This window comes from Streptomyces sp. NPDC042336 (genome assembly GCF_055581985.1).
Genome location: NZ_JBVJEA010000001.1, coordinates 235,617 through 253,437, shown reverse-complemented (window position 1 = coordinate 253,437; position 17,821 = coordinate 235,617). Strand labels below are relative to the sequence as shown.

The 17,821-nt window shown below is 74.6% G+C and carries 16 protein-coding genes and 1 tRNA gene; 10 read left to right on the top strand and 7 right to left on the bottom strand.

Annotated features, from left to right (window positions below; translation table 11 throughout):
* Positions 1-34 precede the first annotated feature (34 nt).
* On the top strand, positions 35-604 hold the full coding sequence (locus tag ACZ6IM_RS01175; RefSeq protein WP_469553629.1) for a hypothetical protein: 570 nt from the start codon (positions 35-37) through the stop codon (positions 602-604).
* Between the two features lie 78 nt (positions 605-682).
* Here ACZ6IM_RS01175 and ACZ6IM_RS01170 read toward each other — a convergent pair whose 3' ends face one another.
* Both ACZ6IM_RS01170 and ACZ6IM_RS01165 read right to left on the bottom strand, forming a co-directional pair.
* Entirely contained in the window at positions 683-1,552 is an 870-nt protein-coding gene (locus ACZ6IM_RS01170) for a spermidine synthase (RefSeq protein ID WP_052838003.1), read from the bottom strand.
* Between the two features lie 57 nt (positions 1,553-1,609).
* On the bottom strand, positions 1,610-1,990 hold the full coding sequence (locus ACZ6IM_RS01165; RefSeq protein WP_052838275.1) for a hypothetical protein: 381 nt from the start codon (positions 1,988-1,990) through the stop codon (positions 1,610-1,612).
* 285 nt (positions 1,991-2,275) lie between these two features.
* Between ACZ6IM_RS01165 and ACZ6IM_RS01160 the strand changes: the two genes are divergently transcribed.
* Positions 2,276-3,697, top strand: coding sequence for a hypothetical protein (locus ACZ6IM_RS01160; protein ID WP_469553626.1), 1,422 nt, complete (start codon positions 2,276-2,278; stop codon positions 3,695-3,697).
* 147 nt (positions 3,698-3,844) lie between these two features.
* On the opposite strand, the gene ACZ6IM_RS01155 is transcribed toward ACZ6IM_RS01160, so the two are convergent.
* Positions 3,845-4,441, bottom strand: coding sequence for a histidine phosphatase family protein (locus ACZ6IM_RS01155; RefSeq protein ID WP_052838001.1), 597 nt, complete (start codon positions 4,439-4,441; stop codon positions 3,845-3,847).
* A gap of 213 nt (positions 4,442-4,654) precedes the next feature.
* Between ACZ6IM_RS01155 and ACZ6IM_RS01150 the strand changes: the two genes are divergently transcribed.
* The 7 genes from ACZ6IM_RS01150 (at position 4,655) to ACZ6IM_RS01120 (ending at position 12,733) form a co-directional block, all read left to right on the top strand.
* Entirely contained in the window at positions 4,655-5,644 is a 990-nt protein-coding gene (locus ACZ6IM_RS01150) for a phosphatase PAP2 family protein (protein ID WP_052838000.1), read from the top strand.
* Positions 5,541-6,785: a hypothetical protein gene (locus ACZ6IM_RS01145; protein ID WP_469553624.1), complete on the top strand. Its 1,245-nt coding sequence runs from the start codon at positions 5,541-5,543 to the stop codon at positions 6,783-6,785. Before ACZ6IM_RS01150 ends, ACZ6IM_RS01145 begins: the two co-directional genes overlap by 104 nt.
* Entirely contained in the window at positions 6,776-8,416 is a 1,641-nt protein-coding gene (locus tag ACZ6IM_RS01140) for a hypothetical protein (RefSeq protein WP_469553622.1), read from the top strand. The genes ACZ6IM_RS01145 and ACZ6IM_RS01140 overlap by 10 nt, the downstream gene beginning before the upstream one ends.
* Complete coding sequence (locus ACZ6IM_RS01135; protein WP_469553620.1) at positions 8,413-9,777, top strand: AAA domain-containing protein; 1,365 nt, start codon at positions 8,413-8,415, stop codon at positions 9,775-9,777. The genes ACZ6IM_RS01140 and ACZ6IM_RS01135 overlap by 4 nt, the downstream gene beginning before the upstream one ends.
* An 82-nt stretch (positions 9,778-9,859) precedes the next feature.
* Positions 9,860-10,888: a S66 family peptidase gene (locus ACZ6IM_RS01130; protein ID WP_469553618.1), complete on the top strand. Its 1,029-nt coding sequence runs from the start codon at positions 9,860-9,862 to the stop codon at positions 10,886-10,888.
* A gap of 82 nt (positions 10,889-10,970) precedes the next feature.
* The gene (locus tag ACZ6IM_RS01125) at positions 10,971-11,537 is read left to right on the top strand and encodes a dihydrofolate reductase family protein (RefSeq protein ID WP_052837996.1); all 567 of its coding nucleotides are present in this window, start codon (positions 10,971-10,973) and stop codon (positions 11,535-11,537) included.
* A 95-nt stretch (positions 11,538-11,632) separates the two neighbouring features.
* Positions 11,633-12,733: an LLM class flavin-dependent oxidoreductase gene (locus ACZ6IM_RS01120; RefSeq protein ID WP_469553616.1), complete on the top strand. Its 1,101-nt coding sequence runs from the start codon at positions 11,633-11,635 to the stop codon at positions 12,731-12,733.
* Here the strand turns inward: ACZ6IM_RS01120 and ACZ6IM_RS01115 are convergent.
* On the bottom strand, positions 12,709-14,607 hold the full coding sequence (locus ACZ6IM_RS01115; RefSeq protein ID WP_469553614.1) for a putative bifunctional diguanylate cyclase/phosphodiesterase: 1,899 nt from the start codon (positions 14,605-14,607) through the stop codon (positions 12,709-12,711). The two genes, ACZ6IM_RS01120 and ACZ6IM_RS01115, sit on opposite strands and share 25 nt — an antisense overlap.
* Before the next feature lie 284 nt (positions 14,608-14,891).
* Here ACZ6IM_RS01115 and ACZ6IM_RS01110 point away from each other — a divergent pair, with 284 nt between their 5' ends.
* Positions 14,892-16,244 carry a M6 family metalloprotease domain-containing protein gene (locus tag ACZ6IM_RS01110; protein ID WP_469553612.1) on the top strand — a complete coding sequence of 451 codons (1,353 nt, stop codon included), beginning with the start codon at positions 14,892-14,894 and terminating at the stop codon, positions 16,242-16,244.
* A gap of 361 nt (positions 16,245-16,605) precedes the next feature.
* On the opposite strand, the gene ACZ6IM_RS01105 is transcribed toward ACZ6IM_RS01110, so the two are convergent.
* The 3 genes from ACZ6IM_RS01105 to ACZ6IM_RS01095 all read right to left on the bottom strand — a co-directional run bounded on the left by ACZ6IM_RS01105 (position 16,606) and on the right by ACZ6IM_RS01095 (position 17,773).
* A tRNA-Lys gene (locus ACZ6IM_RS01105) sits at positions 16,606-16,679 on the bottom strand.
* Complete coding sequence (locus ACZ6IM_RS01100) at positions 16,670-17,266, bottom strand: bifunctional DNA primase/polymerase (protein ID WP_469553610.1); 597 nt, start codon at positions 17,264-17,266, stop codon at positions 16,670-16,672. Before ACZ6IM_RS01100 ends, ACZ6IM_RS01105 begins: the two co-directional genes overlap by 10 nt.
* A gap of 159 nt (positions 17,267-17,425) precedes the next feature.
* Positions 17,426-17,773, bottom strand: coding sequence for a hypothetical protein (locus ACZ6IM_RS01095; RefSeq protein WP_052841614.1), 348 nt, complete (start codon positions 17,771-17,773; stop codon positions 17,426-17,428).
* Between the last annotated feature and the right edge of the window lie 48 nt (positions 17,774-17,821).

The following is a 17,821-nucleotide window of genomic DNA, read 5'->3' as shown; positions in this document are numbered from 1 at the left end:
ACACGCGTGGGGCGGGTGAGGCAGTATGGCCGCGATGCGCAGAGGACTCGTCCACGTGATCGCCTGGCTGCTCGCCACCGGCGCGGCGGTCACGCTGTCGTGGTGGGGCGTGCACACGGTGATGGCGGGCACGGCCTACGACGCCCCCCGGGCGCTGCCGATCACGGCGGCCGACGCGAGCGTGCGGGACGGGGAGGGCAGCGACGACGGGGAGTCCCTGGCGTCGTCCACCAGCCGGCCCTCAGCGTCGCCGTCGCCGTCGCCGGGCAGCGCGTCGCCGACACCGAGCGGGACGGCCCACGAGCCCGGTCCCGCGCCGACCCGCACCGCGCCGTCCGCCACGCCGTCCGCGGACCCGACGCGTCCCGCCCCCGACACGTCCGGCGAGGTGAAGAGTTACGACACCGACGGGGGCCGCGCGGTCTTCGACCTCGGCACGTCGTCGGCCTCACTGGTGTCGGCCACTCCGGGCCCTGGCTGGTCGATGCAGGTGTGGAAGACACAGTCGTGGATCCGGGTGGAGTTCACCTCGGGCGCGGACCGGGTGTCGGTCTTCTGCACCTGGCACGACGGGCCGCCGCGGGTGGAGATCGGCAGCTACTGAGCCGACGCGTTCGGTCCGAGGCTCACTCGCGAAGGCTCACTCGAAGAGGCCGGTCCCAAGAGGCCGGTCCGAAGAGGCTCATCCGAAGACGGACTCCGGCGGCGCGGGCGAGTCCACCGCCGCCGCGTCCGTCACGGGCTGGGCGCCGCCGGTGAAGTCGGTGAGCGCGCGGCCGTGTTCCACGCGCGCGGGGTGCGGGTCGGAGGCGGCCCGGCGGGTGAGTTCGGCGATCGGCAGCGGATGGTCGGCGGCGACCAGGATCGCGTTGCCGAAGCGCTTGCCGCGCAGTACGGCCGGGTCGGCGACGAGGGCGAGTTCGGCGAACCGGGCGGCGGCGGTGGCGATCTGGCCGCGCAGGTGGGCGAGCGGCGGGCCGTCGGCGAGGTTGGCGACGTGGACCCCGCCTGGCGCGAGCGCGCGCCGCACCTCGTCGAGGAACTCGGTGGAGGTCAGGTGGGCCGGGGTGCGCGCCCCGCCGAAGACGTCCGCGACGACGAGGTCCGCCCAGCCGTCGGGCACCTTGGCCAGCCCGGCGCGGGCGTCGGTGGAGCGCACCCGTATCCGGGCGCCGGGGTCGAGGGGCAGCTCCCGGCGGACCAGCTGGACGAGGGCGGCGTCCCGCTCGACGACCTGCTGGGTGGAGCGGGGGCGGGTGGCGGCGACGTAGCGGGCGAGGGTGAGGGCGCCGCCGCCGAGGTGGACGGCCCGGACCGGTCTGCCCGGCGGGGTGGCCAGGTCGATGACGTGGCCGATGCGGCGCTGGTACTCGAAGGACAGGTACGCCGGGTCGTCGAGGTCGACGTGCGACTGCGGGGCGCCGTCGATCAGCAGCGTCCAGGCCCGGGGCCGGTCCCGGTCCGGCACCAGCTCGGCACGCCCCCCGTCCACGTCCTCGACGACGGACTCGGCGGCTGCGCGCCCGCGGCGGGCGTTCCTGGACTTTCCCATCGTCCCATTATCGGTCGACGGCGGGTCCCCGCCCCGGACGGCCCTGCCCGGCGGTGCTCAACGGCAGCTGTCCGCGGCCCTGATCAGCCGGGCCGCCTCGCCCAGCGCGGCCCGCAGTACGGCGGGGTCGGTCGCCAGGTCCGCCTCGCCGGGCGGCAGCAGCCAGTCGGAGCCCTCCACGGGCGGCTCGGGCGCCGGGACGATGCTCAGTCCACGGCCGTCCGTCTCCGTGCAGGTGCTGCCCGGCACGTCCCAGGCGGCGGCGGTGCCCGGCGGCACCAGGAATCCGAGGGTGTCGCAGCCGTCGTCGTGGATCACCGAGCCCACCCCCTCACCGGCTCCCCGCCTGAGGATGTCGACCGCCTCCAGACCCTGCCGGGTCGGCACGGTGACGACGTCACAGGCCTCGCAGGGGGAAACGCTGACGCTGGTGTCCATCCCGGCCTCCACCACGGAACTCCTCCTCGGACGAGCGGCTCGGGAGTCGGGGGCCTCCCGGTCCACCCGGTTCAACGCGGCGGACCGTCAACGGCTACGGGCGGGGCCCGCCGCAAAGGATGGCACTTCATGGCAGATCGTGGAGGAGATATCCGGTTTGTAGCCAAACCGCGCGTGGCCGCTCCGTCACAGCCGGTACGTTCTTGCTCGCCGGAAACAGGGCGCCTCCAGCCTCACTCGCCCTTTCCCGGCATGGTTCGACGGTTCGCACGAGAGGACCCGGCCATGGCGTCGTCAACGGTGACCTCCGCCCAGCCCGAACGGCCACCCCGGCCGAACCTCGCCTTCAGGCGGTTGCGCGGCAAGCGCTCCCCGGCGGAGTTCGCGGCGGCGGTCCGTCGCGCCGCGCGCGAGATCGGCGAGCGGGTCAGCTGCGACGCGCGCTACGTCGGCCGGGTCGAGGCGGGCGAGATCCGCTGCCCCAACTACGCGTACGAGCGGGTGTTCCTGCACATGTTCCCCGGCCGCACGCTCACCGACCTGGGGTTCGCGCCCCGCTCGTCGGTACGCGGGCGCCAAGCGCGCACCACGAGTGAGCCGCAGGGGGCGGGTGAGCCGTATGAGACCCATGACACGCGAGACACGCACGACACGCAGGACCTGTACGAAACGCACGACGACAACGAGGAGAGCGACGTGCTGCGTCGCGCATTCATGACGAGCGGTGCCACGGTGGCCGCCGCCTCGCTCGGCCCCCTGACACTCGCCTTCGACGCCGCGGCGGCCGGGCGTCCCACGCGCCGGGCCGGGACGGGCGAGGCCGGTGCCCTCGAAGAAGCCGTCCGCCGGATCCGGGTGCTCGACGACCGGCACGGCGCGGACGGCCTCTACCGGCGCGCGGCGGCCCCGCTGCGCACCGCGTACGCGCTCCTGGACGCCGGCGCGTCCCGGCAGGCCACCGCGGACCGGCTCTACACGGGCGCCGGTGAACTGGCGATCTCCGTCGGCTGGCTGGCGCACGACTCGGGGCGCTTCGACGACGCCCGCTCCCACTACGCCGAGGCCCTGGCCACCGCCCGGATGAACGGCGACGCCGGCCTGGAGGCGCACGCCTTCTGCAACATGGCGTTCCTGGCCCGCGACGCCGGCCGCCCGCGCGAGGCGGTCCGGGCGGCCCAGGCCGCGCAGCGCGCCGCCCGCCCGCTGGGCTCGGCCCGGCTGATGTCCCTGCTCGCGCTGCGCGAGGCGGGCGGCTGGGCGGGGCTGGCGGACCGCGTCGGCTGCGAGCAGGCGCTGGTCCGCGCGCAGACCTTCTTCGAACGGGGCCCCTCGGACGCCGACCCCGAGTGGATGAGCTTCTACGGCGAGGCCGAGCTGGAGGGGCTCGAGGCGCAGTGCTGGTCCACCCTGGGCGACTGGCCGCGGGCCGCCCGGCACGCGCGGCGGGCGGGGGATCTCCAGGACCCGCACTTCACCCGGAACCTCGCGCTGTACTCGGCGGAGCTGGCGGACGACCTGGCCCGCGGGGGCCGCCCCGACGAGGCGGCGGGGGCGGGCATGCGGGTCCTCGACCTGCTGGACGAGGTCCAGTCCTCCCGCATCCACACGATGCTGGCGGGCACGGCCCGGGTCCTCCTCCCCCACCGCCGGGGAGCGGGCGTCTCCACCTTCCTGGACCGCCACGGGGCGCTGCCGCGACCGGCGTGACCGAGCTGCGGGCAGTCGTGCCGCCGGGGCGGCACGGGTGGGCGCAGCGGCACCCCGCCACGCCGGGCTGCGTCCCCACCCTGGACCAGCCCCGATACCGGGAACCGCCACAAACACCGGCACCGGCACCGGCACCGGCACCAACCGTCAGCCGACCAGGTGCCCCAGGTCGTTCCAGCTCTCCACCGCCGGCTCCCCGTACGCCCACCCCAGCACGGACAGCGACGTCGGGTTCAGCCGTATCCGCGCGCCGAAGGACACCGGCAGCCCCAGCCACCGCGCCCCGATCGCCCGCAGAACGTGCCCGTGGGCGAAGACGAGCACGTCCCGCTCCGCCTCCCGCGCCCACGCCACCACCTCGTCCGCGCGCGCGGTGACGTCCGCCACACTCTCGCCCTCCGGGACCCCGTCCCGCCAGATCAGCCACCCGGGCCGCACGGCCTGGATCTGCTCCGGGGTCATGCCCTCGTACGCCCCGTAGTCCCACTCCAGGAGCGTGTCCCACGCGCGTGCGCGCTCGCCGAAACCGGCCAGCTCGCAGGTCTCGCTCGCGCGCATCAGCGGACTGGTCCGCACCTCCACGCCCGGCAGCCCGTCCAGCGGCGCCCGGTGCAGCCGCTCGCCGAGCAGCTTCGCGCCGCGCCGGCCCTCCTCCAGGAGCGGCACGTCGGTCCTGCCGGTGTGTCTGCCGGACAGCGACCACTCCGTCTGTCCGTGCCGGGCCAGCAGAATGCGCGGTGCCATGAAGGGGCCTTTCCGGGAGAAATGTCTGAGGGGACCCCTCCATCATCCCGTACTGTCCGTGCGGGCAACCCGAGGGGCGGTACCCGCGTCTATCCGGTCCGAGGGCGCTTCGCGGAGCGGCCGCGGCGAGGCCGTAGAGTGGCTCGCCCGTGTCCGTACGGGTGCGCGAGTGAGCGAGAAGTGAGAAGCGTGAGAAGGGGGAGGGCGATCGGATTGCGGCACACCGAGACACCGGGCACCGAGGCGGCCCCGCACCCTCGGCTGCGCTGGTGGACCGAGCTGCCGCTCATCGTCCTCGTGTACGCCTGTTACAGCGCCGGTCGCCTGCTGGTGCGCGGCGACGTCTCCGACGCCGTGGACCACGGCCTGGCCATCCTGGACATCGAGAAGGCGCTCCACCTCAACGCGGAGCACCCCCTCAACCGCCTCTTCACGCGCGAGCCGTGGATCGGCGTACCGGCGGACTTCTGGTACGCGTCGCTGCACTACGTGGTCACCCCGGCGATCCTGATCTGGCTCTTCCGCTCCCGCGCGGTGCGCTACCGGGCCGCCCGCACGTGGCTGATGACGTCCACGTTCATCGGTCTCATCGGCTTCACCCTCCTGCCGACCTGCCCGCCCCGGCTGCTGGACGCCGGTCACGGCTTCGTCGACACGATGGCCCAGTACAGCTCGTACGGCTGGTGGGGCGGCGAGGCGAGCGCCCCGCGCGGCCTGGGCGGGATGACCAACCAGTACGCGGCGATGCCGAGCCTGCACGTGGGCTGGGCGCTGTGGTGCGGGGTGATGCTGTGGCGCCACGGCGGCACCCGCGCGGCGAAGGTGGCGGGGGTCGTCTACCCGCTGGTGACCACGATCGTGGTGATGGGCACCGCGAACCACTACTTCCTGGACGCGGTCGCCGGTGCGGCCGTGATGGGCGCGGGGCTGCTGCTGACGCCGTTCGTGCTGCGGACCGCGGAGCGGGCGCGTACCCGGCTCACGGCCCGTTTCGCACCGGCCGCGGCCGGCTCCTCGAGCGCCCCGGCGTCCGCCCCCGACTCCGTCCGGGACGGCGCGGGTTCCGCGATTGTCAGTGGTGGATGCCAGACTTCCGCGGGTGAGCGATTTCCACGGCAGCGCGAGCAGCGGTTCGGACCAGGGGCCGAGCCGGACCCCGCCCCCTCGGACGCGGGGGACGAGACTCCGGCACCGGCTCGCTGAGCTGCGCGGTCCCGACGTACCGGCCAAGGCGCTGGACGCCCGGGCCCTGGCCGCCCTCGCCGCCAACCCGGGGTGCCGCCGGCGCGCGATCCTGGACGGCGCGGGCGTGGACAAGGCCTTGCTGGCCGGTGCGCTGGGCTCGCCGTCGGCCTTCGGGCAGTCGCAGTTCGCCCTGACGCGGGGCAACGCCTTCGAGGCGAAGGTCAAGGCGGACGGCGGCGCCGAGCTGCTGCGCCTCGTGCACGAGAAGCTGGACCGGGCCGCCGAGCCGCCCGCCGAGGCCCGGGCCCAGGTGCCCGACCTGTCCGCGACCGGACCCGAGGGGCGCACGGCGCGCACGGCGCTGGCCCTGCGCGAGGCCACCGGCGCACCCGGCGTATGGACGCTGCTCGACCATCCGATGCTCGCCCTGGACGTCGCCGGTTCGCCCGCCTTCCTGGAGCCGGACGCGGTGGTGGTGCATCCGGACGGCAGCTGGACGGTCGTCGAGATCAAGTCCTTCCCCATGCTGGACGGCTCCGCCGACCCGGCGAAGGTCGGCGCCGCCGCACGGCAGGCCGCGGTGTACGTGCTGGCCCTGGAGCGGGTCGCCGCCCGGCTCGACCCGGCTCCGCGCGTGCGCCACCGGGTGCTGCTCGTCGGCCCCAAGGACTTCTCCAACCTGCCCACCGCGTCCGCGGTCGACGTGCGCAAGCAGCGCGCCGTCACCGACCGCCAGCTGGCCCGGCTGACCCGCATCGAGGACATCGCCGACGCGCTGCCGGAGGGCGTCTGCTTCTCCCCGGAGCTGCCTGCCGAGGAGCTGGCGGCGGCGGTCGAGGCGGTCCCGGCGGCGTACGCGCCCGAGTGCCTGTCCACGTGCGAGCTGGCCTTCCACTGCCGGGCCCGGTCCCGCGAGGCCGGTGCGGTCACCTGCCTGGGCCGCCCGGTGCGGGCCGAGCTGGGCGGTCTTTCCACGGTCGAGGACGTGCTGGCCGCGGCCCGCGGGGAGGCCGGCGATCCGGACGACCCGGCGGTGGCCGCGCTGCGCAGGGCGGCCCGGCTGCGGGCGGAGGCCCTCGCGACGGCGGGCGCGGGGACCGGCGCGGCAGCGGGTGGCGGCAGCGGCACCGGGGGCGGCGGGGTGTCCGCGTGTCGCTGATCACCACGCTGGCCCGGCTGGAGGCCGTGCGCACCGGCCGCGCCCAGCCCGCCGCCACCGTCCGGCACCGGCACCTGTCCGAGCGCCCGCTGGTCTTCGTGCCGCTGACCACCGCCGGTGAGGCAGGGGCCCCGCTCGGCGCGCTGGTCGGCACCGCCCGGGACGCGCCGCACCTGCTGGTCGTGCCGCAGCCCCGCGACCGCGACCTGCGCTTCGCGTTCCTGGCCGACCTGGCCGACATCGTGCTGCCGCACATCGAGGCGTACGCGGAGCGCGTCGAGGCCGCCGAGCGCACCGAGACCGCCCCGGAGACGGGCAAGCGGGTCAAGGTCGAGGTCGACCTGTGCGCGGACGCCGCACAGCTCGTCGTGCCGAGCCGCGCGGGCATCGACTTCGTACGGCTGCTGGGCCGGTCCATGCGCTTTCGACGTACGGCGGAACAGGACCCGGAGACCCCGCACCCCGCGCCGCCGCGGGTGCCGCTGCTCGGCCGGTGGCTGACCCACTACGGCGAGCGGGCCCGGGTGCCCGGTTCCGCCCTCCTGCTCGCCATGACCGACCTGCTGGGCCGGCACTGGGCGACCGGGCAGTCCACGCTGGAGGACCAGCACCTGGGGGCCCTGCTCGCGTGGATCGCGCCGGAGGACTCGCGGGAGCCCGGCCTGACCGGCGCGGAGGCCGCCCGCCGCGCCGAGCTGGCCCGCGACGCCGACGGCCAGCTGCTGTGCCCGCCCGCGGGCCCGGCGACCGACCCGGCCTTCGACAACAAGCTGCTGGCCCCTGCCATCGAGCGCCACGACCGCGCCCGTACCGCGCTGGCCGCCGCCGAGGACGGCCTGGAGGCCGACGAGCGGCTCGGCGCGCTCACGGCCGCCGAGCGCGAGATCCGCGCCCTGGTCGACAGCCGTACCCGGCCCACCTGGGACGCGGTGTGGCGGGGCCTGGACCTGCTGCGGGAGCTGCCCGAAGGGGCGCACGCCGAGGAGCGCTGGACGCGCGACCGCTGGTCGTTCACCTCCCACCGCGACCGCATCCTGGCCGGCGAGCCTCCGCAGCCGCGCCGCGACGACGCGGTGACGGCGGCGAACAAGCTGGCCACGCGCGAGCGCGAACAGGCCCGTCTGGAGGCGCAGGAGGCGTTGGACGATCCGCTGGTGATGGCCGGGCGGCGGCAGTCCGGGGAGGCCTTCGCGGGCGAGGTCGTCGACGTGGTGATGGCGTACAGCGAGAGCAAGCGGCCCAGTCCGCGCCCGCTGGTCACGGTCCGCACGGACGACCGCCCGCACCTGGGCGAGCGGGTGAAGGTCTACCGCTCGCTGGGCGGCAAGCCGCAGACCGCCGAGTACGTCGGGCCTGCGGCCCCCGACGACACCGACGACGGGACCGGCGCTGACGACGGCACGCTGGTCCTGCGGATCATGGACAAGATGGGCCGCGGCAAGGAGCCCGAGGCGGGGTCGGTGCCGGAGAAGGGCGACCTGGTCTGCTTCACCCTCTTCGAGCACGAGCAGCGGGGCGGCGCGAAGCTCCCCGACCCGGAGCAGACGCCCTGGACGCACGGCGGCCCGCCCGGTGAGGCGGCCACCGTGCCGGAGGCCGCCGACGCCCAGACCGAGGAGGACGTGCTGTGACCGCCGAGGCCCTCGCCACGTCCGCCGGAGCGGCCTTCGACCCGGGCGCCGAGGCCGCCCGCGCCACCGCCGCGATCCTGCGCGACACCCTGCACGGCACGGAGCGCGGTGTCGTCGTCGACTCCCCGCCCGGCGCCGGGAAGTCCACGCTCGTGGTGCGGGCGGCGCTGGAGCTGGCCGAGGCGGGCCGCCCGCTGATGGTGGTGGCGCAGACCAACGCCCAGGTCGACGACCTGGTGCTGCGCCTGGCCGAGAAGAATCCGGACCTCCCGGTGGGCCGCCTGCACAGCAGCGACGCCGACCCGTACGACAAGGCGCTCGACGCGCTGGGGAACGTCCGCAAGTCGGCCAAGGCCGCCGACCTCGCCGACCGGGCCGTGGTGTTGTCGACGGCGGCGAAGTGGGCGCACGTCAAGGTGGACGAGCCCTGGCGGCACGCGATCGTCGACGAGGCGTACCAGATGCGCTCGGACTCCCTGCTCGCGGTCGCCGGGCTCTTCGAGCGGGCGCTGTTCGTGGGCGACCCGGGCCAGCTGGACCCGTTCGCGACGGTGGGCAGCGAGCAGTGGGCGGGCCTGGCCTACGACCCGTCGTCCTCGGCCGTGACGACCCTCCTCGCGCACAACCCGGACCTGCCCCAGCACCGCCTGCCGGTCTCCTGGCGGCTCCCGGCGTCGGCGGCCCGCCTGGTCTCCGACGCCTTCTACCCGTACACGCCCTTCCGCAGCGGCACGGACCGCGGCGACCGGAGCCTGGCCTTCGCGGTGCCGTCGGACGGCTCGGGTCCCGACCGGGTGATCGACGAGGCCGCCGCCTCGGGCTGGGGCCTGCTGGAGCTGCCCGCCCGGCACACCCCGCGCACCGACCCGGAGGCGGTGCGGGCGGTGGCGGCGGTGGTCCGGCGGCTCCTCGACCGGGAGGGCCGGGCGACCTCCGAGCGCTCGCCGGACCCCGCTCCGCTGACCGCGGCCCGCATCGCCGTCGGCACCGCGCACCGGGACCAGGCGGCGGCGGTCCGCTCGGCGCTGGCCGACCTCGGGGTGGGCGAGGTGACCGTCGACACGGCGAACCGGCTGCAGGGCCGCGAGTACGACGTCACGGTCGTCCTGCACCCGCTCTCCGGCCGCCCGGACGCCACCGCCTTCCACCTGGAGACCGGCCGCCTGTGCGTCCTGGCCTCCCGGCACCGGCACGCCTGCATCGTGGTCTGCCGCGAGGGGGTGGACGACCTGCTGGACGACTATCCGTCCACGGAGCCGGTCCAGCTGGGAACGCTGGTGAAGTTCCCGGACGGCTGGGAGGCCAACCACGCGGTGCTGGCCCACCTCGCGGAGCACCGGGTGGCCTGGCGGCACGGGTAGGCCCCGGTGCCTCCGGCGGGGCGGGCCGGCGAGCGGAGAAATCCCCGCCCGCCCCTCCGACCGCCGTGCCAGAATCCGCCGTATGCCAGTTCGATACCCGCGCCCCTTGCGCCCAGGAGACCGTGTCGCCGTCACCTCGCCGTCCAGCGGAGTTCCCGAGAAGCTCCGCGAACGCCTGAACGTGGCGATCCGCGACGTGGAGGCACGCGGGTACGAGGTGGTCGTCGGCGAGTGCATGGACGGCTCGGGGCACGTCAGCGCTCCCGCTCCCGCGCGCGCCGCCGAACTGATGCGGATGCTGACCGACCCGGACATCAGGGCGGTGGTGCCGCCGTGGGGCGGGGAGTTGGCGGTCGACCTCGTGCCGCTGCTCGACTGGGACCGGCTGCGCGAGGCCGAACCGACCTGGGTCGTGGGCTATTCGGACATGTCGACCCTCATCACCCCGCTGACGCTGCTCACCGGCACGGCGACCGTCCACGGCAACAACCTCATGGACACCCCGTACCGGACCCCGGACGGGCTGGTCTCCTGGCTCGACATCGTCGGCGCGCCCCAGGGGCACCGGTTCACCCAGACCCCGCCGGGCCGCCACCGGACCACCGGCTGGGACGACTACGCGCTCCACCCCGGCGTACGGGAGTACACGCTCGACACCCCCGGCGGATGGACCCGGCTGGACGGGAGCGGAGACCTCGAAGTCGAGGGCCGTCTGATCGGCGGCTGCATCGAGACGCTCTGCAACCTCACGGGGTCCGGCTGCCTGGACGTGTCCGCCTTCGCCGAGGCCGAGGCACCGGAAGGGATGCTGGTGTACGTGGAGGCCTGCGGCGACGACGCCCTGGCCATCTGCCGCAACCTGCACGGCATGCGGCTGGCCGGCTTCTTCGACGCCGCGAACGCGGTGCTGGTCGGCCGGACCTCGGCCCCGGGCGTTCCGTCGCTCTCCCAGCACCAGGCGGTGCTGGACGCGCTCGGCCCGTTGGGGGTGCCGATCGTCGCCGACGTGGAGTGCGGCCACGTCCCGCCCTACCTGCCGATCGTCAACGGCGCACACGGCCGCCTGCTCCACACACCGACGCGGAGCGAACTCACCCAGACCCTGATCTGATCCCGCCCGGGAGATGTCCGGTGCGGCACCCGCCCGGCGGCCGTACTGTCGGACCCGACCCGCTACCGAGGAGGCCTTTCCGATGCGCAGGGTGACCTATTCGATGAACCTGTCCCTCGACGGCTACATCGTCGACCCCGACGGCGGCATCGACTGGAGCGACCCGGACGAAGAGGTCTTCGGGCACTTCACCGACGAGCTGCGGCAGTCCGGCGTCCACCTGCTGGGGCGGCGGCTGTACGAGACGATGCTGTACTGGGAGACGGCCGAGCAGGACGAGTCGCTCGGCGCCGCGGAGCTGGAGTGGGCCGCGCTGTGGAAGGCGCTGCCGAAGGTGGTGTTCTCCAGGACGCTGTCGGCGGTCCAGGGCACCAACACCCGCCTGGCGTCCGGCACCCTGGCACAGGAGATCGAGCGCTGGCGGGCCGAGCCGGGCGAGGGCGACATCGCCCTCGGCGGCGCGGACCTCGCCGCCGGGGCCGCCGCGTCCGACCTGATCGACGAGTACCGGACCACGGTCCACCCGGTCCTGCTCGGCGGCGGCACCCCGTACTTCCCCCGGGAAGAGCGCCGGGTGAAGCTCGAACTCGTGGAGGCGCACACCTACGCGTCGAACGTCGTCCGCCTCCGCCACCGCGTGCTCCACTGACCGGCCGACCCGCCCGGGAATAACCGGAGACTCCCTCCTGTTACGACGCGAAGCGACCCGCGTACGAACACGTCAAGCACAGGAGGCACCCGACCATGCCCGCAGACGCCGCAGCGGAGATCCGGGGCACCGCCCACGGCACCGCTCCCGTCCCCCTCTCCGTACTGGACCTGGTGACCGTCGGTGCCGGTCGGACCGCCACCGACGCGCTGCGGACCGGCGTGGACATCGCGCGGCTCGCCGAGGCCCGCGGATTCGAGCGGTACTGGGTTGCCGAGCACCACTCCATGCCCGGCGTCGCCTCGTCCTCCCCCGCGGTGATCCTGGCCCACCTGGCGGCCCACACCGACCGCATCCGGCTCGGCTCCGGCGGCGTCATGCTGCCCAACCACGCGCCGCTCGTGATCGCGGAGCAGTTCGGGACGCTGGAGGCCATGGCGCCGGGGCGCGTGGACCTCGGTCTGGGCCGGGCGCCCGGCACGGACGGGGCCACCGCCGCCGCCCTGCGCCGCACCGACCGGCTGAACGAGGGCGCCGACGACTTCCCGCAGCAGCTCGCCGAGCTGATCCGGTTCCTGGACGACGACTTCCCGGACGGCCACCCGTACGCCCGTATCCACGCCGTACCGGGCCCCGTACAGGCCACCTCGCCCGGGGGCGTGCAGTCGGCGCACCGGCCGCCGGTGTGGCTGCTCGGTTCCTCCGGGTTCAGCGCGCGGCTGGCCGGCACCCTCGGGCTGCCGTTCGCCTTCGCGCACCACTTCTCGGCGCAGAACACCATCCCGGCGCTCGACCTGTACCGCGAGTCCTTCCGCCCCTCGGCCGTCCTGGACGCGCCGTACGCCCTCATCGGCGTCTCCGCGCTCGCCACCGACGACGAGAAGGAGGCCCGCAGGCAGGTGCTGGCGGCCGCGCTGAACATGGTCCGGCTGCGCACCGGGCGCCCGGGGCTGGTGCCGACGCCCGAGGAGGCAGAGGCGTACGACTTCAGCCCGATGGAGCAGGAGTTCGTGCAGTCCTGGAACGCCAACGTCATCCACGGCACCGCCGACGAGGTCCGGGCCGGCCTCGACGACCTGCAGAAGCGCACCGGTGCCGACGAGCTGATGCTCACCGCCAACGCCCACGGCGGTGACGTGCGCCTGCGCTCCTACGAGCTGATCGCCGACGCCTACGGGTTGCCGACGCCGGCCTGAACCCCGGCGGGGCCGCCGGGTCCCGCGTGGCCCAGCAGCGCGGAGATGCGGTCCGGTGCCACCGGCCGGGAGTAGAGCCAGCCCTGGCCGGTGTCGCAGCCGATGCGGCGCAGCCGGGTCGCCTGGTCCGAGGTCTCCACGCACTCCGCGGTGACGGTCAGGCCGAGGCGGTGGGCGAGCTGGACCATCGCCTCGACGATGACCTCGTCGGCCGGGTTGGCGACCCCGGCCGCCGCGGAGGCCGCGTCGGAGGCGGCGGCGTCGTACTGGAAGCCCCGGACGAACGCGCCGTCCAGCTTCAGCACCGAGACCGGCAGCCGGCTGAGGTAGGCCAGGTTCGAGTAGCCGGTGCCGAAGTCGTCGATGGCGATGTGCACGCCCATCTCGCTGAGCGCCTTGAGGACCTGGAGCGGGCGCCCCGCCGAGCCCATCACGGCCGACTCCGTCAGCTCCAGCTGGAGCAGGTGGGGGGCGAGGCCCGTCTCCTCCAGGGTGCGGGCGACGTCCGCGACCAGGTCGGAGTCCCAGACCTGGCGGACCGCCACGTTGACGCTGACGAAGATCGGCGGCTCGTCCGGGTGGGCCAGCTGCCAGCGGCGGGCCTGGTGGCAGGCGGTGCGCAGGATCCAGCGGCCGAGGGGAACGATCGAGCCATCCTCCTCCGCCAGTGCGATGAACCGATTCGGCGCCAGTACGCCGAACTGAGGATGATTCCAGCGGATGAGCGCCTCGACGCCCCGCACGCGGCCGTCCTCCATGCCGACCAGTGGCTGGTATTCGAGGGCGAACTCGCCGCGTTCGATGGCGGGACGGAGCGTGGCCGCCAGCGCCTGGCGGGTCATGCGGTTGGCGTTGCGCTCGGGGTCGAAGAGGGTCCAGCGGGCCCGGCCGTCCGCCTTGGCCCAGTACAGGGTGGTGTCGGCGGCCTGCATCAGGGCGGTCGGGGTGGTGCCGGCGGTGTGGCGTTCGACGACGCCGACCGAGGCGGTGACCGACAGCCGGCGGTCGGCGAGCTCGAAGGGCGGCTGGAGGGCCGCCAGGACGGCCCCGGCCAGGTCGGCGAGCTGGTCGGTGCCGGTGGAGTCCTCCACCAGGAGGGCGAACTCGTCGCCGCCGAGCCGGGCCACCAGTGGGGCGCCGGACCGGGCGTGGGCGGCCTCCTGCGCGCACCTGGTCAGCCGTTCGGCCACAGCGGCGAGCAGCCGGTCGCCGACGCGGTGGCCGTGGGTGTCGTTGACGGCCTTGAAGCCGTCCAGGTCCAGGTAGCACACGCCGATCCGGCCGGTGCCGCCGTGCTCGTACGACTCCGCCTCCAGCGCGGCCGTCAGGCGTTCGAAGAACAGGGCGCGGTTGGGCAGCCGGGTCACCGGGTCGTGCATCTGGAGGTGGCGCAGCCGGGCCTGCAGTTCGCGCCGGGCGCTGACGTCGGCGACGGAGAGCAACAGGCCCGGGGTGTCCCCGTCCCCGGACTCCCCGGAATCGGACAGTGGCTCGACCGTCACCTGCGCCCACAGGGAGTGTCCGTCGCCCCGCTTCAGCCGTCGGGTGCAGCGCAGCCGGGGCCGGTGGCCGCGCAGCACCTCGCGGTAGGCGTGCCAGGTGCCGGCGTCGGAGGCGAGGTCGACGAGGTCGGCGGCCACACAGCCGGCCAGCGCGGCCGGGTCGGTGCCGAGCAGGGTGCCCAGGGTGTCGTTGGCGCTCACGACCAGGCCCTCGGCGTCGACGACGGCCATGGCGAGCGGGGCCGCGGTGAACACCGACCGGTAGGTCGGCGGGCCCGTTCGTCCGGTACGAGGAGCCAGGCCGCCGTTACTCTCTGTGACCACCGGGCCGAGGTCTGCCGCCGGCGCCGGCCCTTCGGAGGTTCCGTTCACCGCTCGCTCCCGCAGTGCCTCGATCTCTGTTCGTGCTCTGTTCGTGCAGGAAAGTGTGCCGATCATAGAGGCTGACACCGGCCCCTTCCAGCCGCCGTCCCGCGTTACGGACCGAGCGCCCCCTCCGGCAGATCGTTTCTGCTCACACCTGGACGGGTCCGTCACGCCTCCGACCAGTTGTGACGTTGCGTGAGTGCCTTCGAGGTGTCGTCCGGGAGGACTCCGGCGAAATCCCGGCCGACTCACCCATCCGGTGCAGGCGAACAGGGCGCAATACGACAATCATGCACAAGCTGGACGCGGTGTCCCGTCAACCGCGTCCGGAGGTCCATGTGCCGCGCCAGCTCCCCCTGAGGCGACTTCCCCGGGAGGCGGGCACGGCGCGGGCGGCCCGGACCAGGCTGCGCAGCACCGCCGCGGTGTGCACCACGATGTCGGCGCTCGCCGCCACCTCACTGATCACCGCTCCCTCGGTCGCCGAGCCCTTCTCCCCGGAGCCCTGTGCGCTCCAGCGCACCGATGTGCACCACTCCGAGGGCCTGGACACCTGGAACGCCGCCTATCCGCGGCCCGCCCGCACCCTGGACGCGGTGATGGTGTTCCTGTCCTTCCCCGACTCCCAGCCGCTCACGGCACCGGCGGAACTCGCCGCCGACCACTTCCCCGCCACCGGCGACTTCTTCCGGCGCGCCTCCTACGGAGCCTTCACGCTCCGCCCGCACCCGCTGCGGGACTGGGTCCGGATGCCGAGCCCGTCGACGTCGTACGCCATACGGCGTGACTGGAGCCCGGAGCACCGTGCCGCCTACCTGCGCGACGCGCTGGCCGCGGCGGACCGGTACGTCGACTTCTCCCGGTACGACGTCGTCTACTTCGCCGCGGACCCGGACGCGCCCGGGGTGGACTCCGACGCCACGAAGGTCGTCAACCTGGACACCCCGATGCGGGCCGACGGCACCGACATCCGGCGGGTCGTCACGGTCTTCGAGAACCATCCGCCGGACCGGCTGGTCCTGGCCCACGAGACGGGGCACGTCTTCGACCTGCCCGACCTGTACCACCGGCCGGTGGACGGCGAGGGGGACTGGGACACGCACGTCGGTGACTGGGATCTGATGGGCAGCCAGTTCGGCCTCTCCCCCGATCTGTTCGCCTGGCACAAGTGGAAGCTGGGCTGGCTGCAGCCCCGGCAGGTGGCCTGCGTGCGGGGTGGTGAGCCGACCCGGCTGACGCTGGAGCCGCTGGGGGCGGGCCCCGGGGTGGTGGTGACCGGCGCCGCCGGCGCGCCGGCCTTCGGCCTCGGGCGGGGCACGAAGCTGGCGGTGGTGCGCACCGGCGCGGGCAGCGCACTCGCCTTCGAGGTGCGTACGCCGGTCGGCAACGACACGTCCGCCTGCCGGGCGGGGGTGCTGGTGTACCGGGTGCGCACCGGCGCGGAGTCGGGGGGCGGGCCGATCGAGGTGGTCGACGCACACCCGCACACCGAGGCCTGCTGGCCCGACTCGGTCTACCCCCCGCTCGCCGACGCCCCGGTGGCCCTCGGCGAGAGCTTCACCGTCCCGGGCGACGGCGTACGGGTGAAGGTCGAGGACCGCACAGAATCGGGCACCTGGACCGTACAGATCACCCCACCCTGACCCCCGCACCCCGCGGCCCCGGCACCCACCCACCCCGGCCCACGACAACACCCGCCCGGGCCACCCACCGGGGCCACGCAAACCCCGGGCGAACCACGCACCCCAGTCCCACACCAAAACCCAGGCGAGCCCAGCACCCCCGGCCCACGCGGCCGAGCCCCACGCCCCGGCCCACGCAGACACCCGCGCGAGCCCAGCACCCCCGGCCCACGCAAACCCTGAGACGAACCACGCACCCCAGCCACCGCGCGCCGGGGGGGTGTGGGTGGCGAAGCCCCCACAACGCGCGGCGAAGCCGCGCAAAAACAACGATGGCGAGGAGGTTCGCGCTTTCCGCGAACACGCCTCGCCATCGCCATCGTGCGCCGCCAGGGACTCGAACCCCGGACCCGCTGATTAAGAGTCAGCTGCTCTAACCAACTGAGCTAGCGGCGCCTGCTGACGTCGTAGACCTTAGCACCCTGGTCGGCGGGAGGAAAAATCGAAATCCGCACCGCCGCGCGGGCCGCCCGCACGGCCGCCCAGAGCAGGATCTCGGGGCCGGGCAGCCACGGCTGGCGGGTGTCCGGGGCCACCAGCCAGCGGGACCCGGAGCGCGGAGGCGCCCCCGCGGGGGCCGGTACGGTCACCGCGTCCCCCGCGCCGTGGCACAGCAGCGGCGGCACCTCGCCGGTACGGCCGCTCTCCCGGCCGCGGGCGCTCCACTCCTCCCAGTCGAGCAGCGACGGCAGCCGCTGCGCGGTGCCCGGCGCGGCGAACAGCAGCATCCGGCCGCGGAACTCCGCCACCGGGCCCGATCCCGGGCCGTCGTCCCACAGCCGGTCCAGCATCCGGCGGCCGAAGATCGCGGGAGCGCTCACCACGTCGAAGGCGGAACCGCAGGGCAGGACGACCGGGGCGTCGGGCCGCTCCTCCCAGAGCGAGAGCGTGCTGCGCGGGTACGCGCCCGCCGAGGCCAGCCAGGCGGCGCCGTCCGAGGTGACGTGCGAGACGTGGGGCGTGGCGTTGCGTGTGCTGCTCATGCCGCCCATGTCTACCGGGCGTGCGGGGTCCACTCCGGTGGGTTACCGGAAACCGGGACACGACGGCCGCGAGGGGAGTATCTTGCCCACCCTCCTGGCATATGCGCCCCGGCTGCTCTGCCGACCGGCCGACCGGCGCCCGGCCGACCGGCCAACGGTTCACTCGGCCGGTTCGCCGCGCATCAGGTCCCGCCCGAACTCGACCATCTTCTTGGCGTAGTCCTCGGTCCACTCGGCGCGCTCGGCGATGTCGGCGGTCGTCAGCCGGTCGAACCGCCTCGGATCGGCCAACTGGGCCGCGGCGAGTGCCTGGAACTCCATGGCCCGGTCCGCCGCCGCGCGGAACGCCTGGGTCAGCTCGGTGGCCCGCTCCAGCAGGGCCCGGGGGTCGTCGATCGACTCGAGGTCGAAGAAGTGCTCGGGATCGGCGGCCGCCTCCGCCGGCTCGAAGAGCAGGGGCGCGGGGCGTAGCCGCGGTTCGTGCCGACGCGGCGTGGGCTCCGCCATGTCTTCTCCTCCTCGTACGGAACGACGGCCCGTCCCCGGGTGCGGGGG

Excerpts from the sequence above, each read along its gene's own strand:
- ACZ6IM_RS01175 (WP_469553629.1), top strand. The coding sequence starts at position 35 with ATGCGCAGAGGACTCGTCCACGTGATCGCCTGGCTGCTCGCCACCGGC.
- ACZ6IM_RS01170 (WP_052838003.1), bottom strand. The coding sequence starts at position 1,552 with ATGGGAAAGTCCAGGAACGCCCGCCGCGGGCGCGCAGCCGCCGAGTCC.
- ACZ6IM_RS01165 (WP_052838275.1), bottom strand. The coding sequence starts at position 1,990 with ATGGACACCAGCGTCAGCGTTTCCCCCTGCGAGGCCTGTGACGTCGTC.
- ACZ6IM_RS01160 (WP_469553626.1), top strand. The coding sequence starts at position 2,276 with ATGGCGTCGTCAACGGTGACCTCCGCCCAGCCCGAACGGCCACCCCGG.
- ACZ6IM_RS01155 (WP_052838001.1), bottom strand. The coding sequence starts at position 4,441 with ATGGCACCGCGCATTCTGCTGGCCCGGCACGGACAGACGGAGTGGTCG.
- ACZ6IM_RS01130 (WP_469553618.1), top strand. The coding sequence starts at position 9,860 with ATGCCAGTTCGATACCCGCGCCCCTTGCGCCCAGGAGACCGTGTCGCC.
- ACZ6IM_RS01125 (WP_052837996.1), top strand. The coding sequence starts at position 10,971 with ATGCGCAGGGTGACCTATTCGATGAACCTGTCCCTCGACGGCTACATC.
- ACZ6IM_RS01120 (WP_469553616.1), top strand. The coding sequence starts at position 11,633 with ATGCCCGCAGACGCCGCAGCGGAGATCCGGGGCACCGCCCACGGCACC.
- ACZ6IM_RS01110 (WP_469553612.1), top strand. The coding sequence starts at position 14,892 with ATGCACAAGCTGGACGCGGTGTCCCGTCAACCGCGTCCGGAGGTCCAT.
- ACZ6IM_RS01100 (WP_469553610.1), bottom strand. The coding sequence starts at position 17,266 with ATGAGCAGCACACGCAACGCCACGCCCCACGTCTCGCACGTCACCTCG.
- ACZ6IM_RS01095 (WP_052841614.1), bottom strand. The coding sequence starts at position 17,773 with ATGGCGGAGCCCACGCCGCGTCGGCACGAACCGCGGCTACGCCCCGCG.